We start from the raw sequence: 23,827 nt of genomic DNA on the forward strand, positions 1-23,827 counted from the left end.
CGTGTCATGGGGTGACAGTAGTGGGTGGGTCACAGTCCGCCGGCGACGCGGAGGATCGCGCCGGTGGTGAAGGAGGCGCCGTCGCCGAGGAGCCAGGCGACGGCGTCGGCGATCTCCTCGGGTTCGCCGGGGCGGCCGAGGGGGATGGCGGGTGCGACGCGGTCGGGGCGGTCGGGGACGCCGGAGAGCTGGTGGATCTCGGTGCGGACGGTGCCGGCGGCGACGGCGTTCACCCTGATGCCGCGTGGTCCGAGTTCCTTGGCCAGGCCGATGGTCATGGCGTCGACGGCGGCTTTGCTGGCGGCGTAGTGGACGTACTCGTTCGGGGAGCCGAGGGTGGCGGCGGCGGAGGAGACGGAGACGACGGAGCCGCCGGCGACGAGGTCGCGTGCGGCGCGGCGGGCGCAGAGCAGGGCTCCGAGGACGTTGACGTCGATGACGCGGCGCAGGTCTTCGGTGCGGGTGCGGGCCAGGGGGCCGACGGGGCTGGTGATGCCGGCGTTGATGACGACGCCGGTGACCTGGCCGAGGCGGGCGGCGGTGTCGAAGAGGGTGTCGACGTCGGTCTCGTCGGAGACCTCGGCGCGGACGGCGACGCCGTCGACCTCGCGGGCGAGGGCGTGGGCCCGGTCCTCGGCGGCGCGGTAGCCCAGGACGACGCGGTGGCCGTCGGCGGCGAGGCGTCGGACGACGGCGGCGCCGATGCCGCGGCTGCCGCCGGTGACCACGATCAGGCCGGTCATGCCGTCACCTCCGCCGTGTCGTGCCGGGTGTTCCCGGGCTGCCGGTCCCCCGGCGTTCGTGGTCAACCTACGGCTCCGGCCGGCGCGGTGGTGTCCACCCGTGGCGAACGTCCGGTACGCAGGGCCACCGCAAGACCTCCGATGGTGTGAATCCGTACCCCGGTGTCACTCGAACGGTGCCGCGGGGGCACTCTGGGGAGGTGACCGAGCCGCGTTGCTCCGCGATCTCCGCGGACCTGGACGAGCCCCAGGCGGGGACCGCCGCCACCGCCGCCGCGTGGATCTGCCTGGAGCAGCCGGGGCCGTGGGGGCGTGACGCGCTGACGCAGAGCAGGCTCGACCCGGTGCTGGGCGCGGAGCTGGGTCGCCGTGCCGCCGACGCCGGGGTGCGGGTGCTGCTGATCCGCCGCCCGGGCCGGCACGCCGACACCCACCACGACGGGCCGCGCCGGGTGTACCTGGCCGCCACGGCGCCCGGCCGGTCGTGGCTGGAGCGGGCGGACGTGGCGGACCCGGCGGTGCTGCTGGACGTGGACCTGGCGGCGTTGGCCGCCGGTGAGCCCGCCGGGCTGGGCGTCAGGGAGGACGGGCCGCTGCTGCTGGTGTGCGCCAACAGCCGTCGGGACGTGTGCTGCGCGTTGCGGGGGCGGCCGTTGGCCGAGGCGCTGGCGGCGCGGCGGCCGGACGCGGTGTGGGAGTGCACGCACACCGGCGGGCACCGGTTCGCGCCGACCGGGGTGCTGCTGCCCACCGGCTACACCTACGGTCGCCTCGACGCCGGGTTCGCCGAGCGGCTGCTGGACGACGCCGCCCGCGGCCGGGTGGTCACCGACCGCTGCCGGGGCCGCTCCGCGCACGCCCCGGTCGGGCAGGTCGCCGAGCTGGCGGTGCGGGAGCTCCTCGGGGAGGACCGGGACGTGCTGGCGGTGCGCGGCGACACGGTGCACCACGTCGACGGGCGGGCCTGGCGGGTCGAGGTCGCGGCCCGCGACCTACCGGCCCTGCGCCCGGCGAGCTGCGGGGCGGACCCCACTCCCGTGACCGCGCTCGTCGCCACCGACGTCCACCGGCTCGTCCCCGTCGGCTGACCCGGGCACCGCGTCCCGGAACAGCCTGCCGCCGACCGCGTCGGTGTCGTCCAGGCCCAGCTCGCGCACCGCCTCGGGCGGCAGGGCCAGCAGCGACACCGCCACCCCCAGGTAGTAGGCGTCGAGCAGGGCCGCGTCGCGCGTGGTGCTGGGCAGCCCGGCCGCGGCGTGCAGGCCGGCGCCGGCGCGGGCGTTGGACACGGCCATGCGGCCCAGCGCCGCGCGCACGCCGGGCCGGCGCACCGCCTCCAGGTACAGCTCGGCCATCGCCAGCAGCTGCGTCGGGTCGTCGACGACCGCGCGGCGCAGCAGCGCCGGGTACAGGCGGGCGACCTCGGCGGGGGTGATGGCCTCGGGGGTGGTCTCGCGCAGCCGTCGCACCGCCGCGGCGTGCGACGCCGTCATCCGGGCGGCGGCCGCGCCCAGCAGCGCGTCGCGGGTCGGGAAGTAGTTCTTCGTGGTGCCCTCCGGCACGCCCGCGGCCCGGTCCACCGCCCGGTGCGTGAGCCCCCGGCCGCCCTCCGCCGCCAACACCGCGATCGCACAGTCGCACAGCAGGTCCCGACGGCTCGTCACGGGGACGGGACACTAGCCGATCGCGGTCGGCCCGCCGTGGCCACCACCCGCCCGGCCTCCAGCACCAACCACACCCCGCACACGCAGCGCACGTAGTCGACGCGGCCGTGCGAGGAGACCGGGTAGACGCGGTCGGCGCTGGGCCACCCGCAACAAGGACACCTGGTGTTCACGCCACCAGCGTGGTGTCATGGTTCAGTGCATTTCAACCCTTACGGCGGGGCGGCGGCGGAACTGGCCGCCGCGCTGGTCAACACCGACCCCGGGGCGGGCGCGGGCGAGCTGCTGGAGCTGCTGCGCGAGCACGGCTACAAGCCCCTGGGCGTGCTGGACGAGGACCAGGCCCGCGAGCTGACCGCCTGGGCCGCCCGCCTGTCCCCGGTGTTCGACCGCACCCCCGACCAGGTCGACCTCGTCAACGACCTGCTGGCCACCGCCGCCGCCAGGCCCTACGTCTCCACCCACGACGACCGGCCGCCCCACCTGCACTTCGCCCCCGAGCACGCGCCGACGGCCCAGCGCGTGCGGGCGTTCACCGCCGCGGGCCTGGCCCACGTCGTGTGCGAGGACCCCGGCCGGCTGGGCCGCTGCGCCCGCCCCGGCTGCGGCACCGTGTACGTCGACACCTCCCGCAACGGCCGCCGCCGCTTCTGCGGCACCCGCTGCGCCAACCGCGTCCACGTCGCGCGGCACCGCACCCGCACCCCCTGACCCGCGAGCCCCGCGGGGGAGGTCAGTGCATGACCCGGCGGCCGAACCGGGCGTTGCCGAACTCCGCCGCCTCCCCGATCAACGCCGACCCCACGTCCGTGCGGCCCCGGAACCAGGCGTGGCGGAACCACGCGTCCTGGTGGAACACCACGTCGCCGAACAACGCCCGCCCGCCGAACCGCACGTGCCGGAAGTCCGCCCGCCCCGACACCTCGGCCCCCCGGAAGTCCGCCCGGCCCGACACCTTCGCCCGCGCGAACCCCAACTGGTCGGCCACCTGCGCCGACCGCAACGACACGTTCCCGGCGAACACCGCCAGCCCGAACGACGCCGACCGCGCGAACAACGCGTCGGTGAACACCGCGTGCCGCAGGAACCGCGCCCCCGCGAAGGTCGCGTCACCGGTCACCGTCGTCGCCTCGAACCGCGCGTCGCCCAGGAACACCGCCCCCGTCAGGTCCACCCGGTTCACCCGGCACCCCGACAGGTCGAAGTCCACCAGGATCGCCCCCGGCGCGACCACGTCCATCCCCGGCCAGAAGTCCTCGCCCGGACGCAGGTGCGCCACCAGCTCCCGCTGCACCGCGGTGCGCCACGGCGCGTCCAACCCCCGGCTCACCCCGCCCCGCAACGCCGCCAACCACGTCGTCACCACCGCCTGCCGCCGCCGCGGCGACTGCCTGCCGATCTCGGCCAGCAGCAGCAACCCCTCCTGCTCACCGGCCCGGAACAGCCGGTTCGCCTCCCGCCACACCGACACCGCCGCCGGCACCGCGGCCGCGTCCGGCCCCACCCGCCGCCGCGCGTGCTCGTCCAACAACGTCTCCGAACGCGACGCGCGCGCGTGGCGCACGCCAATCCAGACGATGACCACCGCCACCGCCACCGGCACCAGCCACGACGACATACCCCCGATCATGCCCGCCCCGCGTACGTCCGCGGACGTACTTCCCGTCACCGCTTCGTGGCCGACGCCGCGACGCCCCCGCGCGCGGAGCATCGACACCATGCACCCGACACCGCCGCAACGCGCCTCCGACACCGACCGCGAGCACACCGCCGCCCGCCTGCGCGACGCCGTCGGCGAAGGCAGGCTCACCCTCGCCGAGGGCGACGAGCGCATCACCGCCGCCTACGCCGCCGTGCACCGCCACGACCTCGCCGCCCTCACCGCCGACCTGGCCGCCCCGCCGGCACCGCCCACCCCGCCCGCGCGCCGGCGGCCGCCCCTGCCCGCGGTCCTGGCGGTCGTGCTCGTCGTCGCCTGGATCGCCTCTCCCCTGCCGTTCCCCTGGCCGCTGCTGCTGATCGCGCTGGTCGTCCACCGCGCCCGGCGGCGCCGGGAGGACCGACACGGGGGCGCGATCACCCCGGCCGCCTGATCCACACCGGCCCGTCCCTGCCCTAGAGTCCGCCCCATGGACCTGACCGACGCGTGCTTCGCCGGCGCCGCACGACAGGCCGAGCTGCTGCGATCCGGCACGCTCACCTCCCGCGACCTCGTCGCCGAGTGCCTGCGCCGCATCGACCGGCACGACCGGGCGCTCAACGCGTTCCGGCTGGTCTTCGCCGAACGCGCCCTCGCCGAGGCCGCCGACGCCGACGCCCGCCTCGCCCGCGGCGAGACCGCGCCCCTGCTCGGCGTGCCCGTCGCGGTCAAGGAGGACCTCGCCCTGGCCGGGCTGCCCACCACCAGGGGAACCGCCGCCGTCGACACCCCCGCGCCCGCCGACGCCGAGGTCGTCCGCCGGCTGCGCGCCGCCGGGGCCGTCGTCGTCGGCCGCACCCGCATGCCCGAACTCGGCCTGTGGCCCTACACCGAGTCCAGCTGGGCCGGCGCCACCCGCAACCCGTGGTCGCCCGACCACTCGCCCGGCGGGTCCAGCGGCGGGTCCGCCACCGCCGTCGCCGCGGGCCTGGTCGGCGCCGCCGTCGGCACCGACGGCGCCGGGTCGATCCGCATCCCCGCCGCCGGCACCGGCCTGTTCGGCCTCAAACCGCGCCGCGACCTGGTCCCGCTGGCACCCGAGCGCGACGTCTGGGGCGGCCTGGTCGCCGCCGGGCCCATCACCCGCCACGTCGCCGACGCCGCCCTGCTCCTGGACGTGCTGGCACCCGGCCACGACCACGCCTCCGCCGTCACCGACGGCCGCGCCCTGCGCATCGCCGTGTCCCTGCGCCCCTGGGGACCCGGCATCGGCGTGCACCCCGAGGTCCGCGACGCCGTCCTGGACACCGCCGGCCTGCTCGCCGACCTCGGCCACGACGTCACCCGCGTCGACCCCGACCTGCACGACCTCACCGGACCGGCCGCGTTCGCCGCCCGCTACCTGCACAGCGCCGCCGCCGGCGAACAGGCCCTGGACCGACCCGACCGGCTCGACGCCCGCACCCGCGCCGTCGCCGCCCTGGGCCGCGCGCTGCCCGCGCCCCTCGTGCGCGCCGCCCACGCCCGCACCGCCGCCCTCACCCGAGACGCCAACCGCCTCTTCGACGACCACGACCTGCTGCTCACCCCCGTGCTCACCCGACCGCCGCTGCGCGTGGGCGAGTGGGACCGCCTGCCCACCGTCGCCGCGCTGCTCGCCGCCGCCCGCATGACCACGTTCCTGCACCTGTGGAACGTCACCGGCAACCCCGCCGCCTCCGTCCCCGCCGGCCACACCCGCACCGGCCTGCCCCTGGCCGTGCAACTGGTCGCCGCCCCCGACGGCGAACGCACCATCCTCACCGCCGCCGGCCAACTCCAACGAGCCCGCCCCTGGACCGACCGCCACCCCTGACCACCCGCGTGTCGAACACCCGGCCCCGGTGTGTCGAACGCTCAAGACCCGTGTGTCGAACATTCAGAGCCCATGTGTCGAACGCCCAGGGCCCGTGTGTCGAACGTTCGGAACCCCCGGGTTCACCCCTCGCGGCGCGCCAGCTCCTCCCGCCACCGCAGCAACCACCCCGGCACCCGGTCGCCGGCCACCGCCGCCAACTCCTCCCGCACCACGTGCCGCAGCACGTCGTCGGCGTCCCGCGCCAACCGCCCCAGCACCTCCTCGCGCACCGCCGGCCAGTCACCCGACGACGACGCCACCGACCGCAGCCGCGCGTACCGCTCCCACCCGGGGTGCGCCAGCAACGCCCGCCGCCGCAACTCCACCGCCCGCCGCACCCACCCCGCGCGCAGGCACTCGTCCACCCCCAGGTCCACCAGCCGCGTCGCCGCACCGCGCCCGCCCGTCGCCGCCAGACCCCGCTCCACCCACGCCACCGCCTCCGCCGACCGGCCCGCGTCCCGCAGCACCGTCGCCACCTGCAGGTAGTGCCAACCCGACGACAGGTCCCGCGACAGCACCAGCACCTGCAGGTCCACGTCACCGGTGTGCTCGGCCAGCTCCTCCATCACCCGCAGCAACGCCCACCGCTCCCGGTCGTAGCGGCCCGTCCGCCCGAACCCGATCACCGGCAACCGCTCGAACCGCGCCACCGCCTCCGCCCGGTAGGCCGCCAGCCCGTCCTCGCCCAACGCCGCCGCGTACCCCGCCAACCGCACCTCCGGCGGCTCGGCGAACGCCGTCTGCAACCACAACAACCACGCCGCCAGCTCCCGACCCCCGCCCGGCGGGCCGTCCGCGCACGCCACCGCGTGCAGGTCCAGCACCCGGTCCACCAACCCGGCCAGCTCCGCCCGCCGCTCCCCACCCTGCGCCGCCGCCACCAGCACCTCGGCCAGCTCCCGCGCCACCGCCCGCGCGTCCGAGCCCGCGCCCGTACCCGCCTCCGAGTCCGCCCCGGGGCCCGTCTCCGGGCCCGTCTCCGGCGCGCCCCGCACCAGCACCGACAGCTCCGCCACCACAGCCGACAACTCGTCCCACCGCACCGACCACGGCACGTCCACACGCGCCAGAGCCGCCGCCGCACGACCGGGTAATGCGTCCACCGCGACATCCAACCGCACCCCGCGCACACCCCACGAGGCCCCACCCGCGCGACCCGGCCACCGGCGACCCGCCCCACCACGCGAAAAGGGGCGCCGGCACCCACGCCGACGCCCCACCACCGCGACCAAGATCACTCCGGGCGCGCGGGCGGCTCCACCTCCCCGGCACCGACCTCGCGCGGCGACCCGCCCGACGCCAGCACCCCCGGGTCGACCCCGCGCTCCACCGACGGCTGCCCCAACGGGCTGGGCACCTCCTTGCGCGCCACCGCCTCCGCCGCCCGCACCGCCTCGGCCACCGTCGGGTCCGGCGCCGTGTCGAACCAGTCCGCCACCGACGGGTCGTCGCGCTCCGGCTCCGACGTCGCCGCCTGCTCCGGCGCGGGCGGCTCGTAGCGGAACACCCCGTCCTCGCCCGGCGCGCCCAGCATCCGCGCGAACCCCTCCAGCGCCTTGCCGTAGTCCGACGGCACCAACCACACCTTGTTCGCGTCGCCCTGCGCCATCTGCGGCAACGTCTGCAGGTACTGGTAGGCCAGCACCTCCGGCGTCGGCCGGCCCGCCTTGATCGCCGCGAACACCTTCTCGATCGCCTTCGCCTGACCCTGCGCCTGCAGGTAGCGGGCCGCCCGCTCGCCCTGCGCCCGCAGGATCGCCGACTGCCGCTCCGCCTCCGCGCCCAGGATCGCCGCCTGCTTCGCGCCCTCCGCCGACAGGATCTGCGCCTGCTTCTGGCCCTCCGCGGACTTGATCGCCGCCTCCCGCTGGCCCTCCGCGTTCAGGATCATCGCGCGCTTCTCCCGGTCCGCGCGCATCTGCTTCTCCATCGAGTCCTGGATCGACGGCGGCGGGTCGATCGCCTTCAACTCCACCCGCGCCACCCGGATGCCCCACCGGCCCGTCGCCTCGTCCAGCACCCCGCGCAGCTGGTTGTTGATCTGGTCGCGGGACGTCAGCGTCTCCTCCAGGCTCATCCCGCCCACCAGGTTGCGCAGCGTCGTGGTCGCCAACTGCTCCACACCCACGATGTAGTTCGAGATCTCGTACACCGCCGCGCGCGGGTCGGTCACCTGGAAGTACACGACGGTGTCGATCGACACCGTCAGGTTGTCCTGCGTGATCACCGGCTGCGGCGGGAACGACACCACCTGCTCACGCAGGTCGATCCGCGCCCGCACCCGGTCGAAGAACGGCACCAGGATGTTCAACCCCGGCGCCGCGGTCGTGCGGTAGCGGCCCAGCCGCTCGATCACCGCGGCCGTGGCCTGCGGGATCACCAGCACCGACTTCACCATGACGACGAGCACGAACAGCACCAGGACCGCGATGACGATCAGCGTGGTGGTCAACTTCCCCCGCCTCCTACGCCCCGGACAGCACCACCGCGGTCGCGCCCGAGATCTCGACAACTGTCACTTCGGCGCCGGGCTCGATGACCTCGCGGTCCAGCGACCGCGCCGACCACACCTCGCCGGCGATCCGCACCCTACCGCCGTGCCCATCCACAGTGGACACCACGACCGCCGTGCTGCCCACCAGGGCCTCCACGCCCGACTTGTGGCCCGTGCCCAGCGCCATCCGCCGCTTGATCGCGGGCCGCGCGCCGACCACCAGCCCCAACGACACCACCGCGAACACGACCGCGCCGACGAGGGCGTCCGCGCCCAGCGCCGTCGCACCCGCCGCGCCGAACGCCGCCAGGCCCAGCATGACCAGCACGAAGTCGCCCGAGAGGATCTCGGCCGCCACCAGGACGACACCGAGGACCAACCAGATCAGCGCGGCCACCCACCCATCCTCGCACTTTCCGCGGCGACGGGCGGGCGTTTCAGGCCCCGGGGTCGGTCACGAAGTCGATCAACCGCTCCACCGCTCCCAGCAGCGGCGTCTCCAGGTCGCGGAACCCCGACACCCCCGCCAGCACCCGACGCCACCCCTCGTGCGGCTCGCCCCAGCCCAACGCCGCGCACACCCCCTCCTTCCACGGCACGCCCCGCGGCACCCGAGGCCACGCCGCGATCCCCACCGACGACGGCTTCACCGCCTGCCACACGTCCACGTAGGGGTGGCCGGTGACCAGCACGTGCTCGTCGCGGATCGCCGACACCAGCCGCGACTCCTTGCTGCCCGCCACCAGGTGGTCCACCAGCACCCCCAGCCGCCGCCCCGGGCCCGTGCCGAAGTCCGCGACCCGGTCGGCCAGCACGTCGACCCCGTCCAGCGGCTCGACCACCACGCCCTCCACCCGCAGGTCGTGCCCCCACACCCGCTCCACCAGCTCCGCGTCGTGGCGGCCCTCCACCCAGATGCGGCTGTCGCGGGCCGTGCGGGCGCGCAGCCCCTCCACCCGCACCGACCCCGACGCCGACCGGGCCGGCGCCGCGGCCTTCGGCGCGGGCCGCACGAGCGTCACCGGCCGCCCGTCCACCAGGAACCCGGCCGGCCGCAGCGGGAACAACCGGTGCCGGCCGTGCCGGTCCTCCAGCACCACCTGGCCGTGCTCGAACCGCACCACCGCGCCGCAGAACCCCGACGCCGGGTCCTCCACCACCAGCCCGACCTCGGCCACCACCTCGGGCACCGTCCTGCGCTTGCGGCCCGACAGCACGTCGCGGCCGTAGTCGTGTGATCGCACGGCCGGCGACGTTACCGGCCCCCGCCCACCGAGGGGTGGTCGGGGAAGAACCCGGCGAACACCCCGCACCACGCCGCCAGGCGGTCCCCGTCCACCACCGACGACCAGCGCCGCACGCCCTCGGCCAGGTCCGGCGAGGCGTAGGCCAGGTCCACCGCGTCCACCGCCGGGTCGCCCACGCACGGCCGCGGGTCGATCGCCACCGGCCCCCGCGCGCCCGCGTCCAGCACGTTGCCGAAGTGCAGGTCGCCGTGCAGCAGGGTCGCGGGCACCGGGTCGCGCGCCAACCGCGCCGCCCGCGCGTGCGCCGCGTCGTGGTCGCCGGGGTGGCGGCGGCGCAGCAGCCCGAAGACGAAGTCGACCCGCTCGGCCAGCGACGGGAAGCCCCCCGGCGGGGGGACGTGCAGGTCGCGCAGCACGTCGGCCAGGCGCGGGTCGTCACCGACCGGGGTGCCCGGCACCAGTCCCTCCAGCAGCAGCGCGCCCCGCGCCGGGTCGGCCGCCAGCACCCGCACCACCCGCGGCGAGGGCTCCCACGCCCGCAGCGCCGCCCGTTCCCGCACCGCGATCGCCGGGTCCGGGGTCACCTTCAGCACCACCGGCTCCCCGTCGCGCGAGCACAGCACCGCATGAGAGGTGCCGCCGGCCAACGGCCGCACCACCTCCAGGCCCCAGTCCCGGCACAGGCCCGCCACCAGCGCGTCCACCCCCGCCAGCCACGACCGCACCCCCGGCCCGAACCGCCGCGTCATGCGCTCCCCGAGCGAGGCCACCTCAGCCGTCCAACCGCAGGACGAACTCCTCCACGTCGGCGCCGCGCCCCTCGGCGAACCGGACGCCCTCGCCGACCGCGACGAACCCGCACTTCTCCAGCACCCGTAGCCACCCCAGGTTGTCCACCGCCACCCGCGCGTGCAGCGGCAGCGGCTGCGACCGCAGGAACGACCGCAACGCCGCCGTGGCCAGCCCCTTGCCCCAGTGCTCCCGGTCGACCCAGCACGTCACCTCGACCCCGCCGGACCGGGGGAACCGGGCGACGTGCCCCACCACCTCGCCCTCGAACACCACCGTCCGCGCCACCACCGCGTCGTCGGCCAGGATCCGCGCCCACCGCACCAGGAACGCCGACCGGTCCGACGGGTCCGCCGGGGTGAACGCGGCCATCCGGACCGCCTCCGGGTCGCGTTGCTGCCCGAAGAACACCAGCACGTCCGCGGCGGTCACCTCGCGCAGTTCGACGCCCACGCGGCAAGTACACAACACGCGGTCCCGACCCCGGGAAGGGGACCGGCCGCGACGGTCAGAACGCGGGCCAGGGGATCGCCGGCCAGTCGTCGGACGGCGCCGGGTACACCCCCGCCGCCAGCAGCTTGTCCACCCGCTCGGTCAACGCCCGCACCTCCGCGCGCGTCACGTGCTCCCGCAACCGCCCCGCCAGGCCGCCGGCCAGCTCCGACCGCAGCCGCCGCAGCGCCTCCACCGCGTCACCGGGCAGCTCCTCGCCCAACCAGCCCCACAGCACCGTGCGCAGCTTGTCGTCGGAGTGCAGGCAGATCCCGTGGTCCACCCCGTACACCGCGCCGTCGACCGCGTGCAGCACGTGACCGCCCTTGCGGTCGGCGTTGTTCACCACCACGTCGAACGCCGCCATCAACCGCACCCGCGGGTGGTCGGCGTGCACCAGCACCGCGGGCTCGCCGTAGCGGTCGTGCGCCCGCAGCACCGAACGCCACCCCGGCCGCACCCGGTCCTCCGGCACGATGTCCACCAGGTCGTCGTCCTCACGGGTGTCCACCCACAGCTGCACCATGCCCGGCCCGAACGGGCCCTCCCGCAGCACCGTCGGCGGCACCAGGTGCACCCCCGCCGCCTCCGACACCAGGAACGTCGCCACCTCCCGGCCCGCCAGCGTGCCGTCCGGGAAGTCCCACAGCGGCCGCTCGCCGCGCACCGGCTTGTACACGCACTGCGCGGTCACGCCGTCCAGCCCGATCCCGCAGAACAACGTCGCGTTCGAGGCGTCCACCAACCGGCCCTCGACCTCGATGCGGCCACGCCGCAGCAGGTCGAGCACCCCGTCGTCAGCCGGACCCACCGCCGCGCTCAGCCCTCGTCCGAACGACGGTAGCCGTTCTGCCGGGGGCACACGTGCCCCTCCGGGTCCAGCGGCTCCGCGCACAGCGGGCACGGCTTGCGGCCGGCCCGCACCACCCGGTCCGCGCGCTCGGCGAACGCCCGCGCCTCCACCGGGCTCAGGAACACCCGCACCGCGTCCGGGCCCTCCTCGGTGTCGTCGAGCACCACCGCCTCGTCGACCTCCTCCTCGGTGATCGCGAGCAGTTCGATGACGACCGCGCGGGACTCCGCGTCCCAGCCCAGCCCCATCGTGCCGACCTTGAACTCCTCCTCGACCGGCACCGCCAGCGGTTCGGTGTCCCGGAGGTCGTCGGGGACCGCGTCGGGGACCTCCGCGCCGAACCGCCGGTGCACCTCCTCCAGCAGCGAGCCGATGCGCTCGGCGAGTACGGCGACCTGTTGCTTCTCCAGCGCCACGCTGACCAGCCGGGCCTCCTCGGAGGCCTGCAGGTAGAACGTGCGCTCGCCAGGCTGCCCGACGGTGCCGGCGACGAACCGGTCGGGCTGGCGGAATACGTGGATGACGCGTGCCATGACAACGACGACCCTAGGCCACGCGAGCAAGATCGGCAGCCCTGCCCCTCCCTTTTCCACGACCGGCGAACACGACACCCCGCCGTTCGGTCCCGACCGGTCCGCCGCGCGCACCGATAGGGTCGGCCGGGTGGTGACGATCGCACCGTACGGAACGTGGACATCGCCCATCGGCGCGGCCGACGCCGCCGCGGCCGGCGGGGGCCCGCAGTGGGTCGACCTGCACGACGGTCGCCCCTGGTGGGCCGAGGGACGCCCCGCCGAGGGCGGCCGGGTCGCGCTCGTGCGCGACGGGCGGGACCTGCTGCCGCCGCCGTGGAACGCGCGCAACCGCGTCCACGAGTACGGCGGCCGGCCGTGGGTGGTGCTGGACACGCCCGAGGGGACGCGCGTGGCGTTCACCAACTGGGACGACCAGCGCGTCTACCTGTTCGACCCCGACGACCCGCGGCCCGTGCCGCTGAGCCCCGAGCCCGAGCGGCACCACGGGCTGCGCTACGCCGACCTCACCGCCGGACCCGGGCACGCCGAGGTGTGGTGCGTGCGCGAGACCGTGACCGGCGACGCCCGCACCGACGTGCGCCGCGACCTGGTCGCGCTGCCCCTGGACGGCTCCCCGCCGCGGGTGCTGGCCGCCAGCCACCACTTCATGACCGGGCCCCGGCTCTCGCCCGACGGCCGCCGCTTCGCCTGGATCGGCTGGGACCACCCCCGCATGCCGTGGGACGGCACCGAGCTGTGCGTGGCCGAGGTCGGCTCGCCCGGGCACCGCGTCGTGGCCGGCGGCGACACCGAGGCCGTCTGCCAGGTCGAGTGGGACGGCGAGGACCTGCTCGCCCTCACCGACCCCGACGGCTGGTGGAACCTGTTCCGCATCCGCCCGGACGGCACCGCGACGAACCTCGCCCCGTGCGCGCAGGAGCTGGGCGGGCCGATGTGGCGGCTGGGCAACCGCTGGTTCGCCCCGCTCGGCGGCGGCCGCCACGCCGTGCTGCGCTCCGGCGCGCTGGCCGTGCTCGACGAGCGCAGCGGCACCGTCACCGACGTCGACGTGGACCTGCCCGTCTGGCACGCCCACCTCGCCGTGCACGACGGCGTCGTGGTCAGCTCCGCCGCCGGGCCGCTGACCGAGGCGGCCGTGGTGTCGCTGGACCTGTCCACCGGCGAGCTGACCGAGCACACCCCGGCCGCGTCGCCGCTGCCGGTCGACCACCTGCCCGTGCCCGAGGAACGCCTGTTCCCCGGCCCCGACGGCGACGTGCCCGCCTACGTCTACCCGCCGCGCAACCCCGACTTCGCCGGACCCGACGACGAGAAGCCGCCCTACGTCGTGCACGTCCACGGCGGCCCCACCGGCCGCTGCGCGCCCGTGCTCGACGCCGAGCTGGCCTACCTGACCAGCCGCGGCATCGGCGTCGTCGCGGTCAACTACGGCGGCTCCACCGGCTACGGGCGGGCCTTCCGGGAACGGCTGCGCGAGCAGTGGGGCGTGGTCGACGTCCGCGACTGCGCCGCCGTCGCCCGGGCCCTGGCCGACGAGGGGACCGCCGACGGCGACCGGCTGGCCATCCGCGGCGGCAGCGCCGGCGGCTGGACCTCGGCCGCGTCGCTGACCTCGGTGAAGACCTACCGGTGCGGCACGGTCGCGTTCCCCATCCTCGACCTGGCCGGCTGGACCGGCGCGGGCGGCGAGACCCACGACTTCGAGTCCCGCTACGTCGAGGGCCTGGTCGGGCCCTGGCCCGCCGCGGCCGACCGGTACGCCGAGCGGTCACCCTCCCACCGCGTCGGACACCTCGCCGGGCCCGTCCTGCTGCTGCAGGGGCTGGAGGACGAGATCTGCCCGCCCGAGCAGGCCGACCGGTTCGCCCGCGCCCTGGACGGCACCGGCATCCCGCACGCCTACCTCACGTTCGAGGGCGAGCAGCACGGGTTCCGCAAGGCCGAGACCGTCGTGGCCGCGCTGGGGGCCGAGCTGTCGTTCTACGGGCAGGTGTTCGGGTTCACGCCCCCCGGCGTGCCGGTGCTGGAACTGCGCCGGTGACCTCGCCGGCCGCGCCGCCGCTGCTGCGGCCGGGCGACCGCGTCACCGTGGTCAGCCCGGCCGGGCCCTGCCCGCCCGACCTGCTCGACGCCGGGGTCGCCCGGCTGCGCGAGTGGGGCCTGGACGTGCGGCCCGACCCCCACGTCCTCGACACCCACCCCACCCTGCCCTACCTGGCGGGCACCGACGCCGACCGCGCCCGCTCGTTCGAACGGGCCTGGCTCGACCCCGCCACCGCCGGCGTGCTGTGCGCCCGCGGCGGCTACGGCAGCCTGCGCATGGTCGACCTGGTCGACTGGACCGCCGTCGCCGCCCGGCCCAAGGTGTTCGTCGGCTCCAGCGACACCACCGTGCTGCACGAACGGCTGTGGGCGCACGGCGTGCCCACCTGGTTCGGCCCCATGGTCGCCACCAGGGCGTTCGTCGAGGACGCGCGGGCCCGCGAACGGCTGCGCGCCGCCCTGTTCACCGGCGTGACCTCCTACGGCGGGGTGGGCCTGGTCCCCGGCGTCGCGCGGGGCGTCGCCGTCGGCGGCAACCTCAGCCTGGTGCAGGCACCGCCGCCGCCCGGCGCGGTCGTGCTGCTGGAGGACGTCGACGAGGAGCCCTACCGCCTCGACCGGATGCTCACCGGACTGCTGCGCACCGGCTGGTTCGCCGGGGTCGCCGGGCTCGTGCTCGGCTCGTGGACCAACTGCGGCGACCCCGCGGCGGTGCTCGCCGACCGGCTGGGCGGGCTCGGCGTGCCGATCGTCTCCGACGTCGCGTTCGGGCACTGCCCCGGTCAGCTCACCGTGCCGCTGGGCGTGCCCGTGGAGGTCGACGGCGGTGCCGGGACCGTTACGGTGCACCGGTGAGGATCACGGTCGCCGACGGCGAGTTCGACGCGCCCCTGTGGGAACCCGCCTCCGGGCGCGGACCCGGTCTCGTGCTGGTCCAGGAGATCTTCGGCCTGGACGACTACCTGCGCTCCGTCGCCGCCGACCTCGCCGCGCTCGGCTACGTCGTCGCCGTGCCCGAGCTGTTCTGGCGCGTCGCCCCCGGCTGGTCCTCCGGGCACGACGAAGCCGGGCTGGCCGCCTCGGTGGACGTCGCCTCGCGCTTCGACGCGGCGCTGGGCGTGTCCGACGTCGTGGCGACCCTGGACCGGCTGCGCGCCCGCACCGGCCGCGCCGGGGTGTTCGGGTTCTGCCTGGGCGGGTCGATCGCCTACGAGGTCGCCGTGACCGCGCGGCCCGACGTCGCCGTGTCGTTCTACGGCTCGACCGTGCCCGACCGCGTCGACGCCCTGCCCGCCGTGCGGTGCCCGGTCCAGTTCCACTTCGGCGGCCACGACCCCTACATCCCGCGTGACGCGGTGCAGCGGGTGGTGGACGCGGCCGCCGACGTGCCCCACGCCGAGGTCCACGTCCAGGAGGACGCAGGCCACGCCTTCCACAACCACGTCGCCCCGCTGTTCCACCACCCGCGCGCCGCCGCGGCCGCGTGGGACCTCACCACCGCGTTCCTCGCCCGGACCTTCCCGGTCTGAGCGGCTACCCGAACGCGAGCAGCACGTCGCCGCCGTCGGGGTCGGGGTACTCCGGCGCGTAGCCGGCCTGCACGTACACCATCCCGTCGGCCACGACCGCGCCGCCGCCACCACCGGAGATGGCACCGCCCCGGCCCGGCAGGCCGTTGACGCCGATGACGTCGCGGACCGTGTCGTAGCTCCACAGCACCCGGCCGTCCCGGGCGGAGTAGGCGCGCAGCTTGCCGTCGTTGCCGCCCTCCCACACCAGGCCGGGGCTGGTGGTCACCGCCGGGCCGTGGGCCCGGGTGCAGATGTCGGGGAACGCGGCGGCACCACCGGTCGTGCAGCCGTCGGCCGGGTTGGGCGTGCTCCACAGCACCCGGCCCGTGCCCGGGTCGACCGCGAACACCGTGCCCGGGTCGGCGAAGTAGGTGGCCACGTAGAGCCGGTGGCCGTCGAAGCTCGTGCCCCACTGGATGCCCGAGATGCCGCCGCCGGGCAGCGGCACGCCCAGCTGCCGGCGCCACACCACCTCGCCGGTCGCCGCGTCGAACACGTGGTAGACGCCCAGCTTCTGCCCGACCCCGACGAGCCTGCGCCCGTTCACCGTGAACAGGTTCGGCGTCGCGCCGATGTCGTAGTCCAACGCCGAGCCGTCCCGCAGGCCGGGGCAGTAGCCGGCGCCGTCGGGGCTGTTGCACAGCCCGCGCCACGTGTCGGCCCGGGTGACCTGGTTGCGCCACTTCACCGCGCCCGTGCGGTGGTCCAGGGCCAGCAGCGTGTCGAAGTCGCCCGCGCTGCCGGTGTAGTTCTGGCCCGTGCCCACGTAGAGGGTGCCGGTCGCCGGGTCGACCACCGGGGAACTCCACACGCCCGCGCCCGACGGCTCGTAGCGGGTCGCGCCGCTGGGCCACGTGCCCACCGCCCGGGGTTCCGGCACGGTGTGGTGCCGCCACACCAGCTCACCCGTGGCCGCGTCGAGGGCGTCGACGTGGCCGCGGAACGTGCAGCACGGGTAGTTCGGGTCGTCGCCCGTCCCGTTCTGGTCGTTGGCGGCGTTCTCACCGCTGGACGTGCCGACGTAGACCTTCCCGTCGTACACGACCGGGGAGCTGGTGACCGTCGCCGCCGGGTGCGCGTCCACCTGCCGCGCCCACACCACCCGCCCCGTGGCCTGGTCCAGCGAGTACACGAACCCGCGCAGGTCCCCGAAGTACACCCGCCCGCCCGACACCGACGGGCTGTCCCACGGGATCGCCGGCCGCGGACCCGGCGAGATGCCGGACAGGTCCGTCGTCCACACCTCCGCGCCGGTCCGCGCGTCCCGGGCGTGGAACTTCCCGTCCGACCCGCCGAAGAACACCACCCCGCCCACCACGGCGGGCTGGCTGCGCACCGGCATCACCGTCTTCGGGAACGAAAACGCCCACTTCAGCCTGAGCCGGCCGACGTTGGCCGGCGTGATCCGCCACTCCGCCGCCGCGAACCGCGACCCGGCCAGGTCCTTCGACCAGGTCGCCCAGTCGCCCAGTCGGGCGGGCCGCGCGGGCGCGGCCGACGTCACCCCCGCGCCCGACAGCACCACCGACGACGCCACGGCCACCCACACGACGACCCGTTTCGACACCCGCATCCCATCTCCCCCTGCCTCGCGGAACCCCTCCACCGTGGCAGGGACGACGGGGGCACCGCGATCGGCGAAAGGACCGGATCGCCTCGGGAAAAGGTTGACCGGAACCGAGCCGATCGATTGATCCCACCGGCGACCGAAGACGACCCCCGGCACGACCAACCGCCCACAGCCGCCGCCCCACGAGCCGGGGACAACGGCACACCCCGACCCACCCACCGGCCTCGCCCGCCGGCCGGACACGGCCGACCCCTCGCCCGGACACGGCCGTCGGGCCGGTCATCCGTGCCAACCGAACCCACCCGGCCACCCGCGACCGCCCGGATCCCGCCGACCGGCCCGGCGTCACCGGCCGACCGTCCGCCGGTACCAGCCGACCCACCCGGGTCCCACTGATCGGCTCGGCGTCACCGATCGACCACCCGCCGGTACCAGCCGACCGGCCCAAAGGGCAGCCGGTCACCCATCACCCGCCCCGGTCGACGGCCGGCCAGTCGAGCCCCGCCCCTTCAACCGCACCGGCCGGCCCGCGCGGGTCAGCGGTTGTCGCCCAGCGCCTGCCCCTCCCGCAACGTCGTCGTGTCCCGCCGCACCCCCTCCGCCTGCTCGCCGATCGCCTGGATCTCCGCCGCCAGCTCCGGCCGCGCCTCGCGCACCTTCGCCAGGGCCGCCATCAGCGGCTCGATCAGCGCCACGGCGTCGTCCTCCGCCAGGGCCGCCCGCACCACCACGTCCACCTGCCCCACCTGGCCGGCCAGGCTGCGCAGCGACGCGGCGTTGTCCCGGGCCCACTGCGACACCGCCCGATCGGCCGCGCGCCGGTTCCGCTCGGCCCGCACCCGGCCCTCCGCCGTCGAACCCAGCTCCGAGGGCCGCAGCCGCAGGTACCGCCGCTCCGCCGCCTGCCTGCTGGCCACCCCCAGCGCGGGCGCCAGCTCGGCCCAGCTCGTGCCCAGCTCGCGGGCCGCGGCGATCAGCTGGGGCTCCCACCCGGCCAGCTCGTCGCGCAGCCGCCGCAGGAGGACCAGGGCCGACAGCACCTGCCCGGCGCTGAGGTCCTCACCGGTTGCCGCCGCCCGGACGGTCTCGTAATCTCCGATCGCCATGGCGTCAACCTACTGACGACACCGGCACTTGTCAACGTAATGACGACGTGCTACAACTGAACCGGCAGCGCAAGACACCAGCGCAGAGACCATGACAAGCAGGAGGTGTTCCCGATGTTGATGCGCACGGACCCGTTCCGCGAGCTGGACCGGCTGGCGCAGCAGTTCTTCACCGGACCGGGCACCTGGTCCCGGCCCACGCCGATGCCGATGGACGCCTACCGCGCGGGCGACGAGTTCGTGGTGGAGTTCGACCTGCCCGGCGTGACCCCGGACGCCATCGACCTCGACGTGGAGCGCAACGTCCTGACGGTGAAGGCCGAGCGCCGCCCCAACCGCACCGACGACGTCGAGATGCAGCTGTCCGAGCGCCCGCTGGGCGTGTTCTCCCGCCAGCTGTTCCTGGGCGACTCGCTCGACGTCGACCGCATCAAGGCCGACTACGACTCGGGTGTGCTGACGCTGCGCATCCCGGTCGCGGAGAAGGCCAAGCCGCGCAAGATCGCCATCGGCCAGTCCGACGCCGGGCCGAAGGAGATCAACGCCTGAGCGACCACGGCCGTCGGGTACCGGACGTGCGCGGGTCTGCGACGGGCAGGCCCGGCGCACGTCGCCGACGTCCCACCCCCGCCGTGCGCGGTGTCGACCACGACCGTGCACTGTGTCGACCACGGCGGGGCGCGAATGGTCGGCGCGAACGGTCGGGCAGGCCGGAAACCGGGTGGAGCGCGACGACCGGTTGCCGCCAGGATCGACGACCATGCGACCGGCACCGGGGGAAGTGCTGCACTTCTCCGAAGACCCGACCATCACCCGGTTCGAGCCCCACGTCGCCGCCACCGCCCGCCAGCCCGGGGCGTACGTGTGGGCGGTCGACGCGACCCGCGCGCCCGACTACTGGTTCCCGCGCCAGTGCCCGCGCGCCATGGCGTGGGTCGAACCGACCACCATCACCGAGGACCGGGCGTGGCTGGGGACCGATCGCGTGCACGTGATCGAGTACGGCTGGCTGCGGCGCTTGCAGACCGCCCGCCTCTACGCCTACCGCTTCGACGCCGGCGCGTTCCGGCCGTTCGGCGAACCGCCCCACGCCCACGTGGCCACCACGCCGGTCGCGCCACTCGGCCCACCCGAGCCGGTCGGCGACCTGCCGGACCTGCACGAGGCCGCCGGCATCGAGCTGCGGTTGACGACCACCCTGTGGCCGTTCTGGCACCGGGTGACCACCGGTTCGCTCGGCTTCAGCGGCATCCGCCTCCGCAACGCCGCACCCGCGCCCTGAACCGCGTGTTACGGGCGTAACCTCACCGTGTGACGAACGAACCCTGGCTGCTGGTCAGCGCCAGCACCGCCGGCGCGCCGGACTCGCTGCGCGTGCAGGTCTGGCGCAAGCTGCGCTCACTGGGCGCGCTGTACCTGCAGCAGTCGGTCTGCCTGCTGCCCGCCCGCCCCGAGGTCGCGCGCGAGGTGCGCCGACTGGCCGACCGCATCCGCCACCAGGGCGGCACCGCCCGCGTGCTGTCCCTGGCCCTCACCGACCCCGACGAGCGGCAGGCGGTCGTCGCCGAGCTGAACGCCGCCCGCGACGCCGAGTACGCCGAGGTGCTGCAACGCCTGCCCGAACTGCGCCGGGAACTGGCCGACGAGCGGGCCCGGGGCAACGCCACCTACGCCGAGGTCGAGGAGTCCGAGGCCGACCTCGAGCGCTTCCGCGCCTGGCTGGGCAAGATCGCCGCCCGCGACTACTTCGACGCCCCCGCCGGCCGGGCCGCCCGCGACGCCGTGGACCAAGCCGCCGCCGAACTGGCCGCGTTCGAAGACGCCGCGCTGCGCGCCGAAGCCCCGCGGCCCCGGGTGGACCGGCCGTGACGGGCTCGTCCTGGTGGGACCTGCTGCTGGGCGTGGCCGGCGCGCTCCTGCTGACCTGGCTCGCGCTCGTGGCCGCGCTGGTCGTCCTGCGCCCGAGAGGCGGTCTGCTGCGCGAGGCGCTGCGCATCCTGCCCGACGTCCTGCGCCTGGTCCGCCGCCTGGCCGCCGACCCGGCCCTCCCGCGCGGCGTCCGCGTCCGGCTGGGGCTGCTGCTGGTCTACCTCGCGGTCCCGATCGACCTCGTCCCCGACTTCATCCCCGTCCTCGGCTACGCCGACGACGCCATCGTCGTCACCGCCGTGCTGCGCGCGGTGGTCCGCCGCGCCGGGCTCGACGCCGTCCGCGCCCACTGGCCGGGCACCGACGACGGCTTCGCCGTCCTCACCCGCCTCACCGGCCTGGGGCGGACCTGACCCGCTTGCCCACATACCGACCGGTCGGTACCCTCGCGCCGTGGACGAACGGCGCATCGACGCGGTGGTGCTGGACTGGGGTGGCGTGCTCACGGTCTCCGTGCCCGCCTTCATCGAGGACTGGCTGACGTCGGAGAACATCGACCGGGACCGCTACGGGCGCACCATCAAGGCGTGGATGGGCCGCGACGCGCTCCCCGACAACCCCGTCACCCGCCTGGAGACCGGCGAGCTGACCCCCGCCGAGTTCGAGGCGCTCCTGGCCGCCGAACTGCTCACCCTCGACGGGCGCGAGGTGGCGTCCAAGGGCCTGCTGCGCCGCATGTTCGGCAGTGCCCACCCCGACCCGAAGATGGTCGACCTGGTCCGCGCACTGCGCGCCGACGGCCTGCGCACCGTGCTGCTGTCCAACAGCTGGGGCGAGGGCTACCCCGAGGAACTGCTGCTGGAGCTGTTCGACACCATCGTGATCAGCGGCCGGATCGGGCTGCGCAAGCCCGACCCGCGCATCTTCCGGCACACCCTCGACCTGATCGGCCTGCCCGCGCACCGGTGCGTGTTCTTCGACGACGCCCCGGTCAACGTCGAAGCCGCACGGGCGGTCGGCCTGCACGCCCACCGGCACACCGACGCCGACACCACGCGCGCCGTGATCGACCAGCTCAGGGGAGTCGCCGCATGACCGAACTGCCCGGCCTGGACCTCGACCGGCTCGCCGCGCACCTGGGCACCGGCCCGTTGACCGGCGACCTCATCCCCGGCGGCCGCTCCAACCTCACCTACCGCGTCACCGACGGCGACCGGCGGTGGGTGCTGCGCCGCCCCCCGCTGGGCCACGTGCTGGCCACCGCGCACGACATGTCCCGCGAGCACCGGGTCATCGAGGCGCTGGCCGGCACCGCCGTGCCCGTGCCCCGCGTCGAGCTGCTGTGCGAGGACACCGACGTCATCGGCGCGCCGTTCTACCTCATGGAAGAGGTGCCCGGCGTGGCGCTGCGGCACCGCGACCAGTGCCCGTGGCTGACCCCCGACAAGGCGCGCGTGCTGTCCGAACGGCTGGTCGACGTGCTGGCCGACCTGCACGCCGTCGACCCGGCGGCCGTCGGCCTGACCGACTTCGGCCGCCCCGAGGGCTTCCTCGAACGCCAGGTCGCCCGGTGGGGCAAGCAGCTCGACGCCTCCCGCAGCCGCGACCTGCCCGGCATCGACGACCTGCGCGACCGCCTGGCCGCCACCGTCCCCCGCTCCGCCCGCGCCACGATCGTGCACGGCGACTACCGGCTGGACAACGTGCTGGTCACCGAGGACCCGCTCGACATCAGCGCGGTGCTGGACTGGGAGATGGCCACCCTGGGCGACCCGCTCGCCGACGTCGGCCTGCTGTGCGTGTACTGGAACGGCACCGGCGCGCGCGAGGACGACCCGATCACCGGCACCGTGCCCACGCTGCCCGGGTTCGCCGACACCGACGAACTCGTGCGCCGCTACGCCGAGCGCAGCGGCGCGGACATCGGCGGGCTGGCCTGGTACACGGCGTTCGCCTACTTCAAGCTCGCCGTGATCCTCGAGGGCATCCACTTCCGCTACACCCGCGGCAAGACCGTGGGCGCGGGGTTCGACCGGATCGGCCAACTCACCCTGCCGCTGGTCCGGCAGGGACTCGCCGCGACCACAGGGGAGCACTGATGGACTTCGCCTACGACGCCAGGACCGAGGAACTGCGCGACCGGCTGCTGCGGTTCATGGACGAGTTCGTCTACCCCGCCGAACCGGTCGCCGAGCAGCAGCTGCGCGACGCCGACGACCCGTGGGCCCGCCCCCCGGTGCTGGAGCGGCTCAAGGCCGAGGCGCGCGCGCAGGGCCTGTGGAACCTGTTCCTGCCCGACCCCGAGCACGGCGGCGGCCTGACCAACCTGCAGTACGCGCCGCTGGCCGAGATCACCGGCCGCAGCCCGCACCTCGCCCCCGAGGCGCTCAACTGCGCCGCGCCGGACACCGGCAACATGGAGGTGCTGGCGATGTTCGGCACCGAGCGGCAGAAGCAGCGGTGGCTGCGGCCGCTGCTCGACGGGGAGATCCGGTCGGCGTTCTGCATGACCGAGCCCGACGTGGCGTCCTCCGACGCGACCAACATCGCCACCAGCATCGTCCGCGACGGCGACGAGTACGTCGTCAACGGCACCAAGTGGTGGTCGTCGGGCGCGATGAACCCCAACTGCGCGATCTTCATCGTGATGGGCAAGACCGACCCCGACGCCGAGCGGCACCGCCAGCAGGCGATGATCCTCGTGCCGCGCGACACGCCGGGCGTGCACGTCAAGCGCGGCATGCACGTGTTCGGCTACACCGACGCCTCGCACGGCGGGCACGCCGAGATCGTGTTCGACGACGTGCGGGTGCCCGCGGAGAACCTGATCGCCGGCGAGGGCGAGGGCTTCGCGATCGCCCAGGCCCGCCTGGGCCCCGGCCGCATCCACCACTGCATGCGGTTGATCGGCATCGCCGAACGCGCGCTGGAGCTGATGTGCCGGCGCGCGGTCTCCCGCGTGGCCTTCGGCCGGCCGATCGCGCGCCAGGGCGTGGTGCAGGAGTGGATCGCCGAGTCGCGGGTGCGCATCGAGCAGGCCAGGCTGCTGGTGCTCAAGACGGCCTGGCTGATGGACACCGTCGGCAACAAGGGCGCGCACACCGAGATCCAGGCCATCAAGATCGGCACGCCGCTGATGGCGGAGTGGGTGCTGGACAAGGCGATCCAGGCCCACGGCGCGGGCGGCGTGAGCCAGGACTTCCCGCTGGCCGAGCTGTGGGCCGCCGCGCGGACCCTGCGCCTGGCCGACGGGCCCGACGAGGTCCACCGGATGTCGTTGGCGAAGCGGGAGCTCAAGCGGTACCTGTGAC

At 75.3% G+C, this 23,827-nt stretch carries 27 protein-coding genes; 14 read left to right on the plus strand and 13 right to left on the minus strand.

Features of this window, described 5'->3' with window-relative positions:
• Positions 1 to 29: 29 nt before the first annotated feature.
• On the minus strand, positions 30 to 743 hold the full coding sequence (locus tag ACIGNX_RS10470; RefSeq protein ID WP_396538461.1) for an SDR family oxidoreductase: 714 nt from the start codon (positions 741 to 743) through the stop codon (positions 30 to 32).
• Between the two features lie 200 nt (positions 744 to 943).
• Between ACIGNX_RS10470 and ACIGNX_RS10475 the strand changes: the two genes are divergently transcribed.
• Positions 944 to 1,831 (plus strand): sucrase ferredoxin, encoded by an 888-nt coding sequence (locus ACIGNX_RS10475; RefSeq protein WP_396538463.1) that lies wholly within the window; start codon positions 944 to 946, stop codon positions 1,829 to 1,831.
• On the opposite strand, the gene ACIGNX_RS10480 is transcribed toward ACIGNX_RS10475, so the two are convergent.
• A complete protein-coding gene (locus ACIGNX_RS10480) occupies positions 1,736 to 2,407 on the minus strand; it encodes a TetR/AcrR family transcriptional regulator (RefSeq protein ID WP_396538465.1) in 672 nt (223 codons plus the stop codon). The two genes, ACIGNX_RS10475 and ACIGNX_RS10480, sit on opposite strands and share 96 nt — an antisense overlap.
• A 198-nt stretch (positions 2,408 to 2,605) precedes the next feature.
• Between ACIGNX_RS10480 and ACIGNX_RS10485 the strand changes: the two genes are divergently transcribed.
• Complete coding sequence (locus ACIGNX_RS10485; RefSeq protein WP_396538467.1) at positions 2,606 to 3,118, plus strand: CGNR zinc finger domain-containing protein; 513 nt, start codon at positions 2,606 to 2,608, stop codon at positions 3,116 to 3,118.
• A 22-nt stretch (positions 3,119 to 3,140) separates the two neighbouring features.
• Here ACIGNX_RS10485 and ACIGNX_RS10490 read toward each other — a convergent pair whose 3' ends face one another.
• Positions 3,141 to 4,025 carry a pentapeptide repeat-containing protein gene (locus ACIGNX_RS10490; protein ID WP_396538469.1) on the minus strand — a complete coding sequence of 295 codons (885 nt, stop codon included), beginning with the start codon at positions 4,023 to 4,025 and terminating at the stop codon, positions 3,141 to 3,143.
• A 100-nt stretch (positions 4,026 to 4,125) separates the two neighbouring features.
• Between ACIGNX_RS10490 and ACIGNX_RS10495 the strand changes: the two genes are divergently transcribed.
• Complete coding sequence (locus tag ACIGNX_RS10495) at positions 4,126 to 4,500, plus strand: DUF1707 domain-containing protein (protein ID WP_396538471.1); 375 nt, start codon at positions 4,126 to 4,128, stop codon at positions 4,498 to 4,500.
• A gap of 36 nt (positions 4,501 to 4,536) precedes the next feature.
• The gene (locus tag ACIGNX_RS10500) at positions 4,537 to 5,901 is read left to right on the plus strand and encodes an amidase family protein (protein WP_396538473.1); all 1,365 of its coding nucleotides are present in this window, start codon (positions 4,537 to 4,539) and stop codon (positions 5,899 to 5,901) included.
• A gap of 122 nt (positions 5,902 to 6,023) precedes the next feature.
• Here the strand turns inward: ACIGNX_RS10500 and ACIGNX_RS10505 are convergent, their stop codons facing one another.
• From ACIGNX_RS10505 to ACIGNX_RS10540, 8 genes are all read right to left on the minus strand, one after another.
• Positions 6,024 to 7,067 carry a hypothetical protein gene (locus ACIGNX_RS10505; protein WP_396538475.1) on the minus strand — a complete coding sequence of 348 codons (1,044 nt, stop codon included), beginning with the start codon at positions 7,065 to 7,067 and terminating at the stop codon, positions 6,024 to 6,026.
• Positions 7,068 to 7,180: 113 nt separating this feature from the next.
• Positions 7,181 to 8,344, minus strand: coding sequence for an SPFH domain-containing protein (locus tag ACIGNX_RS10510; RefSeq protein ID WP_396539183.1), 1,164 nt, complete (start codon positions 8,342 to 8,344; stop codon positions 7,181 to 7,183).
• Positions 8,345 to 8,411: 67 nt separating this feature from the next.
• Positions 8,412 to 8,837 carry an NfeD family protein gene (locus tag ACIGNX_RS10515; protein ID WP_396538477.1) on the minus strand — a complete coding sequence of 142 codons (426 nt, stop codon included), beginning with the start codon at positions 8,835 to 8,837 and terminating at the stop codon, positions 8,412 to 8,414.
• 40 nt (positions 8,838 to 8,877) lie between these two features.
• The gene (locus ACIGNX_RS10520; RefSeq protein ID WP_396538479.1) at positions 8,878 to 9,684 is read right to left on the minus strand and encodes a DUF3097 domain-containing protein; all 807 of its coding nucleotides are present in this window, start codon (positions 9,682 to 9,684) and stop codon (positions 8,878 to 8,880) included.
• Positions 9,685 to 9,695: 11 nt separating this feature from the next.
• Positions 9,696 to 10,436 (minus strand): aminoglycoside phosphotransferase family protein, encoded by a 741-nt coding sequence (locus tag ACIGNX_RS10525; protein ID WP_396538481.1) that lies wholly within the window; start codon positions 10,434 to 10,436, stop codon positions 9,696 to 9,698.
• Between the two features lie 22 nt (positions 10,437 to 10,458).
• The gene (locus ACIGNX_RS10530; protein WP_396538483.1) at positions 10,459 to 10,929 is read right to left on the minus strand and encodes a GNAT family N-acetyltransferase; all 471 of its coding nucleotides are present in this window, start codon (positions 10,927 to 10,929) and stop codon (positions 10,459 to 10,461) included.
• A gap of 55 nt (positions 10,930 to 10,984) precedes the next feature.
• On the minus strand, positions 10,985 to 11,779 hold the full coding sequence (locus ACIGNX_RS10535; protein WP_396538485.1) for an SCO1664 family protein: 795 nt from the start codon (positions 11,777 to 11,779) through the stop codon (positions 10,985 to 10,987).
• Between the two features lie 8 nt (positions 11,780 to 11,787).
• A complete protein-coding gene (locus ACIGNX_RS10540; RefSeq protein WP_396538487.1) occupies positions 11,788 to 12,354 on the minus strand; it encodes a DUF3090 domain-containing protein in 567 nt (188 codons plus the stop codon).
• 130 nt (positions 12,355 to 12,484) lie between these two features.
• Here ACIGNX_RS10540 and ACIGNX_RS10545 point away from each other — a divergent pair, with 130 nt between their 5' ends.
• Genes ACIGNX_RS10545 through ACIGNX_RS10555 form a run of 3 tightly spaced genes read left to right on the plus strand, consistent with a single transcriptional unit; the run spans position 12,485 to position 15,929 of the window.
• On the plus strand, positions 12,485 to 14,398 hold the full coding sequence (locus ACIGNX_RS10545) for a prolyl oligopeptidase family serine peptidase (protein WP_396538489.1): 1,914 nt from the start codon (positions 12,485 to 12,487) through the stop codon (positions 14,396 to 14,398).
• Complete coding sequence (locus tag ACIGNX_RS10550) at positions 14,395 to 15,255, plus strand: LD-carboxypeptidase (protein WP_396538491.1); 861 nt, start codon at positions 14,395 to 14,397, stop codon at positions 15,253 to 15,255. The genes ACIGNX_RS10545 and ACIGNX_RS10550 overlap by 4 nt, the downstream gene beginning before the upstream one ends.
• Positions 15,252 to 15,929 carry a dienelactone hydrolase family protein gene (locus ACIGNX_RS10555; RefSeq protein WP_396538493.1) on the plus strand — a complete coding sequence of 226 codons (678 nt, stop codon included), beginning with the start codon at positions 15,252 to 15,254 and terminating at the stop codon, positions 15,927 to 15,929. Before ACIGNX_RS10550 ends, ACIGNX_RS10555 begins: the two co-directional genes overlap by 4 nt.
• A gap of 4 nt (positions 15,930 to 15,933) precedes the next feature.
• On the opposite strand, the gene ACIGNX_RS10560 is transcribed toward ACIGNX_RS10555, so the two are convergent.
• Together ACIGNX_RS10560 and ACIGNX_RS10565 are read right to left on the minus strand one after the other, a co-directional pair.
• Complete coding sequence (locus ACIGNX_RS10560; protein ID WP_396538495.1) at positions 15,934 to 17,544, minus strand: PQQ-binding-like beta-propeller repeat protein; 1,611 nt, start codon at positions 17,542 to 17,544, stop codon at positions 15,934 to 15,936.
• A 533-nt stretch (positions 17,545 to 18,077) separates the two neighbouring features.
• The gene (locus ACIGNX_RS10565; RefSeq protein ID WP_396538497.1) at positions 18,078 to 18,647 is read right to left on the minus strand and encodes a hypothetical protein; all 570 of its coding nucleotides are present in this window, start codon (positions 18,645 to 18,647) and stop codon (positions 18,078 to 18,080) included.
• Positions 18,648 to 18,761: 114 nt separating this feature from the next.
• Here ACIGNX_RS10565 and ACIGNX_RS10570 point away from each other — a divergent pair, with 114 nt between their 5' ends.
• The 7 genes from ACIGNX_RS10570 (at position 18,762) to ACIGNX_RS10600 (ending at position 23,826) form a co-directional block, all read left to right on the plus strand.
• Positions 18,762 to 19,196 carry an Hsp20/alpha crystallin family protein gene (locus ACIGNX_RS10570; RefSeq protein ID WP_396538499.1) on the plus strand — a complete coding sequence of 145 codons (435 nt, stop codon included), beginning with the start codon at positions 18,762 to 18,764 and terminating at the stop codon, positions 19,194 to 19,196.
• A 211-nt stretch (positions 19,197 to 19,407) separates the two neighbouring features.
• Positions 19,408 to 19,929, plus strand: a complete 522-nt coding sequence (locus ACIGNX_RS10575; protein ID WP_396538501.1) for a DUF6886 family protein — start codon at positions 19,408 to 19,410, stop codon at positions 19,927 to 19,929.
• Between the two features lie 29 nt (positions 19,930 to 19,958).
• Positions 19,959 to 20,516, plus strand: coding sequence for a Chromate resistance protein ChrB (locus tag ACIGNX_RS10580; protein ID WP_396538502.1), 558 nt, complete (start codon positions 19,959 to 19,961; stop codon positions 20,514 to 20,516).
• Positions 20,513 to 20,929 (plus strand): YkvA family protein, encoded by a 417-nt coding sequence (locus tag ACIGNX_RS10585; RefSeq protein ID WP_396538504.1) that lies wholly within the window; start codon positions 20,513 to 20,515, stop codon positions 20,927 to 20,929. The genes ACIGNX_RS10580 and ACIGNX_RS10585 overlap by 4 nt, the downstream gene beginning before the upstream one ends.
• A 40-nt stretch (positions 20,930 to 20,969) precedes the next feature.
• Complete coding sequence (locus tag ACIGNX_RS10590) at positions 20,970 to 21,611, plus strand: HAD family hydrolase (RefSeq protein ID WP_396538506.1); 642 nt, start codon at positions 20,970 to 20,972, stop codon at positions 21,609 to 21,611.
• Positions 21,608 to 22,615, plus strand: coding sequence for a phosphotransferase family protein (locus tag ACIGNX_RS10595; protein ID WP_396538508.1), 1,008 nt, complete (start codon positions 21,608 to 21,610; stop codon positions 22,613 to 22,615). The genes ACIGNX_RS10590 and ACIGNX_RS10595 overlap by 4 nt, the downstream gene beginning before the upstream one ends.
• Positions 22,615 to 23,826 carry an acyl-CoA dehydrogenase family protein gene (locus tag ACIGNX_RS10600; RefSeq protein WP_396538510.1) on the plus strand — a complete coding sequence of 404 codons (1,212 nt, stop codon included), beginning with the start codon at positions 22,615 to 22,617 and terminating at the stop codon, positions 23,824 to 23,826. Before ACIGNX_RS10595 ends, ACIGNX_RS10600 begins: the two co-directional genes overlap by 1 nt.
• Position 23,827: the final 1 nt, after the last annotated feature.

It is taken from the genome of Actinosynnema sp. NPDC053489, assembly GCF_044544865.1.
GTDB lineage: Bacteria > Actinomycetota > Actinomycetes > Mycobacteriales > Pseudonocardiaceae > Actinosynnema.

What these genes read in the sequence shown, in the direction of transcription:
- ACIGNX_RS10470 (WP_396538461.1), bottom strand. Translation starts at nt 743, where the DNA reads ATGACCGGCCTGATCGTGGTCACCGGCGGCAGCCGCGGCATCGGCGCC.
- ACIGNX_RS10490 (WP_396538469.1), bottom strand. Translation starts at nt 4,025, where the DNA reads ATGTCGTCGTGGCTGGTGCCGGTGGCGGTGGCGGTGGTCATCGTCTGG.
- ACIGNX_RS10495 (WP_396538471.1), top strand. Translation starts at nt 4,126, where the DNA reads ATGCACCCGACACCGCCGCAACGCGCCTCCGACACCGACCGCGAGCAC.
- ACIGNX_RS10500 (WP_396538473.1), top strand. Translation starts at nt 4,537, where the DNA reads ATGGACCTGACCGACGCGTGCTTCGCCGGCGCCGCACGACAGGCCGAG.
- ACIGNX_RS10510 (WP_396539183.1), bottom strand. Translation starts at nt 8,344, where the DNA reads ATGGTGAAGTCGGTGCTGGTGATCCCGCAGGCCACGGCCGCGGTGATC.
- ACIGNX_RS10525 (WP_396538481.1), bottom strand. Translation starts at nt 10,436, where the DNA reads ATGACGCGGCGGTTCGGGCCGGGGGTGCGGTCGTGGCTGGCGGGGGTG.
- ACIGNX_RS10540 (WP_396538487.1), bottom strand. Translation starts at nt 12,354, where the DNA reads ATGGCACGCGTCATCCACGTATTCCGCCAGCCCGACCGGTTCGTCGCC.
- ACIGNX_RS10560 (WP_396538495.1), bottom strand. Translation starts at nt 17,544, where the DNA reads ATGCGGGTGTCGAAACGGGTCGTCGTGTGGGTGGCCGTGGCGTCGTCG.
- ACIGNX_RS10565 (WP_396538497.1), bottom strand. Translation starts at nt 18,647, where the DNA reads ATGGCGATCGGAGATTACGAGACCGTCCGGGCGGCGGCAACCGGTGAG.
- ACIGNX_RS10570 (WP_396538499.1), top strand. Translation starts at nt 18,762, where the DNA reads ATGTTGATGCGCACGGACCCGTTCCGCGAGCTGGACCGGCTGGCGCAG.
- ACIGNX_RS10575 (WP_396538501.1), top strand. Translation starts at nt 19,408, where the DNA reads ATGCGACCGGCACCGGGGGAAGTGCTGCACTTCTCCGAAGACCCGACC.
- ACIGNX_RS10595 (WP_396538508.1), top strand. Translation starts at nt 21,608, where the DNA reads ATGACCGAACTGCCCGGCCTGGACCTCGACCGGCTCGCCGCGCACCTG.
- ACIGNX_RS10600 (WP_396538510.1), top strand. Translation starts at nt 22,615, where the DNA reads ATGGACTTCGCCTACGACGCCAGGACCGAGGAACTGCGCGACCGGCTG.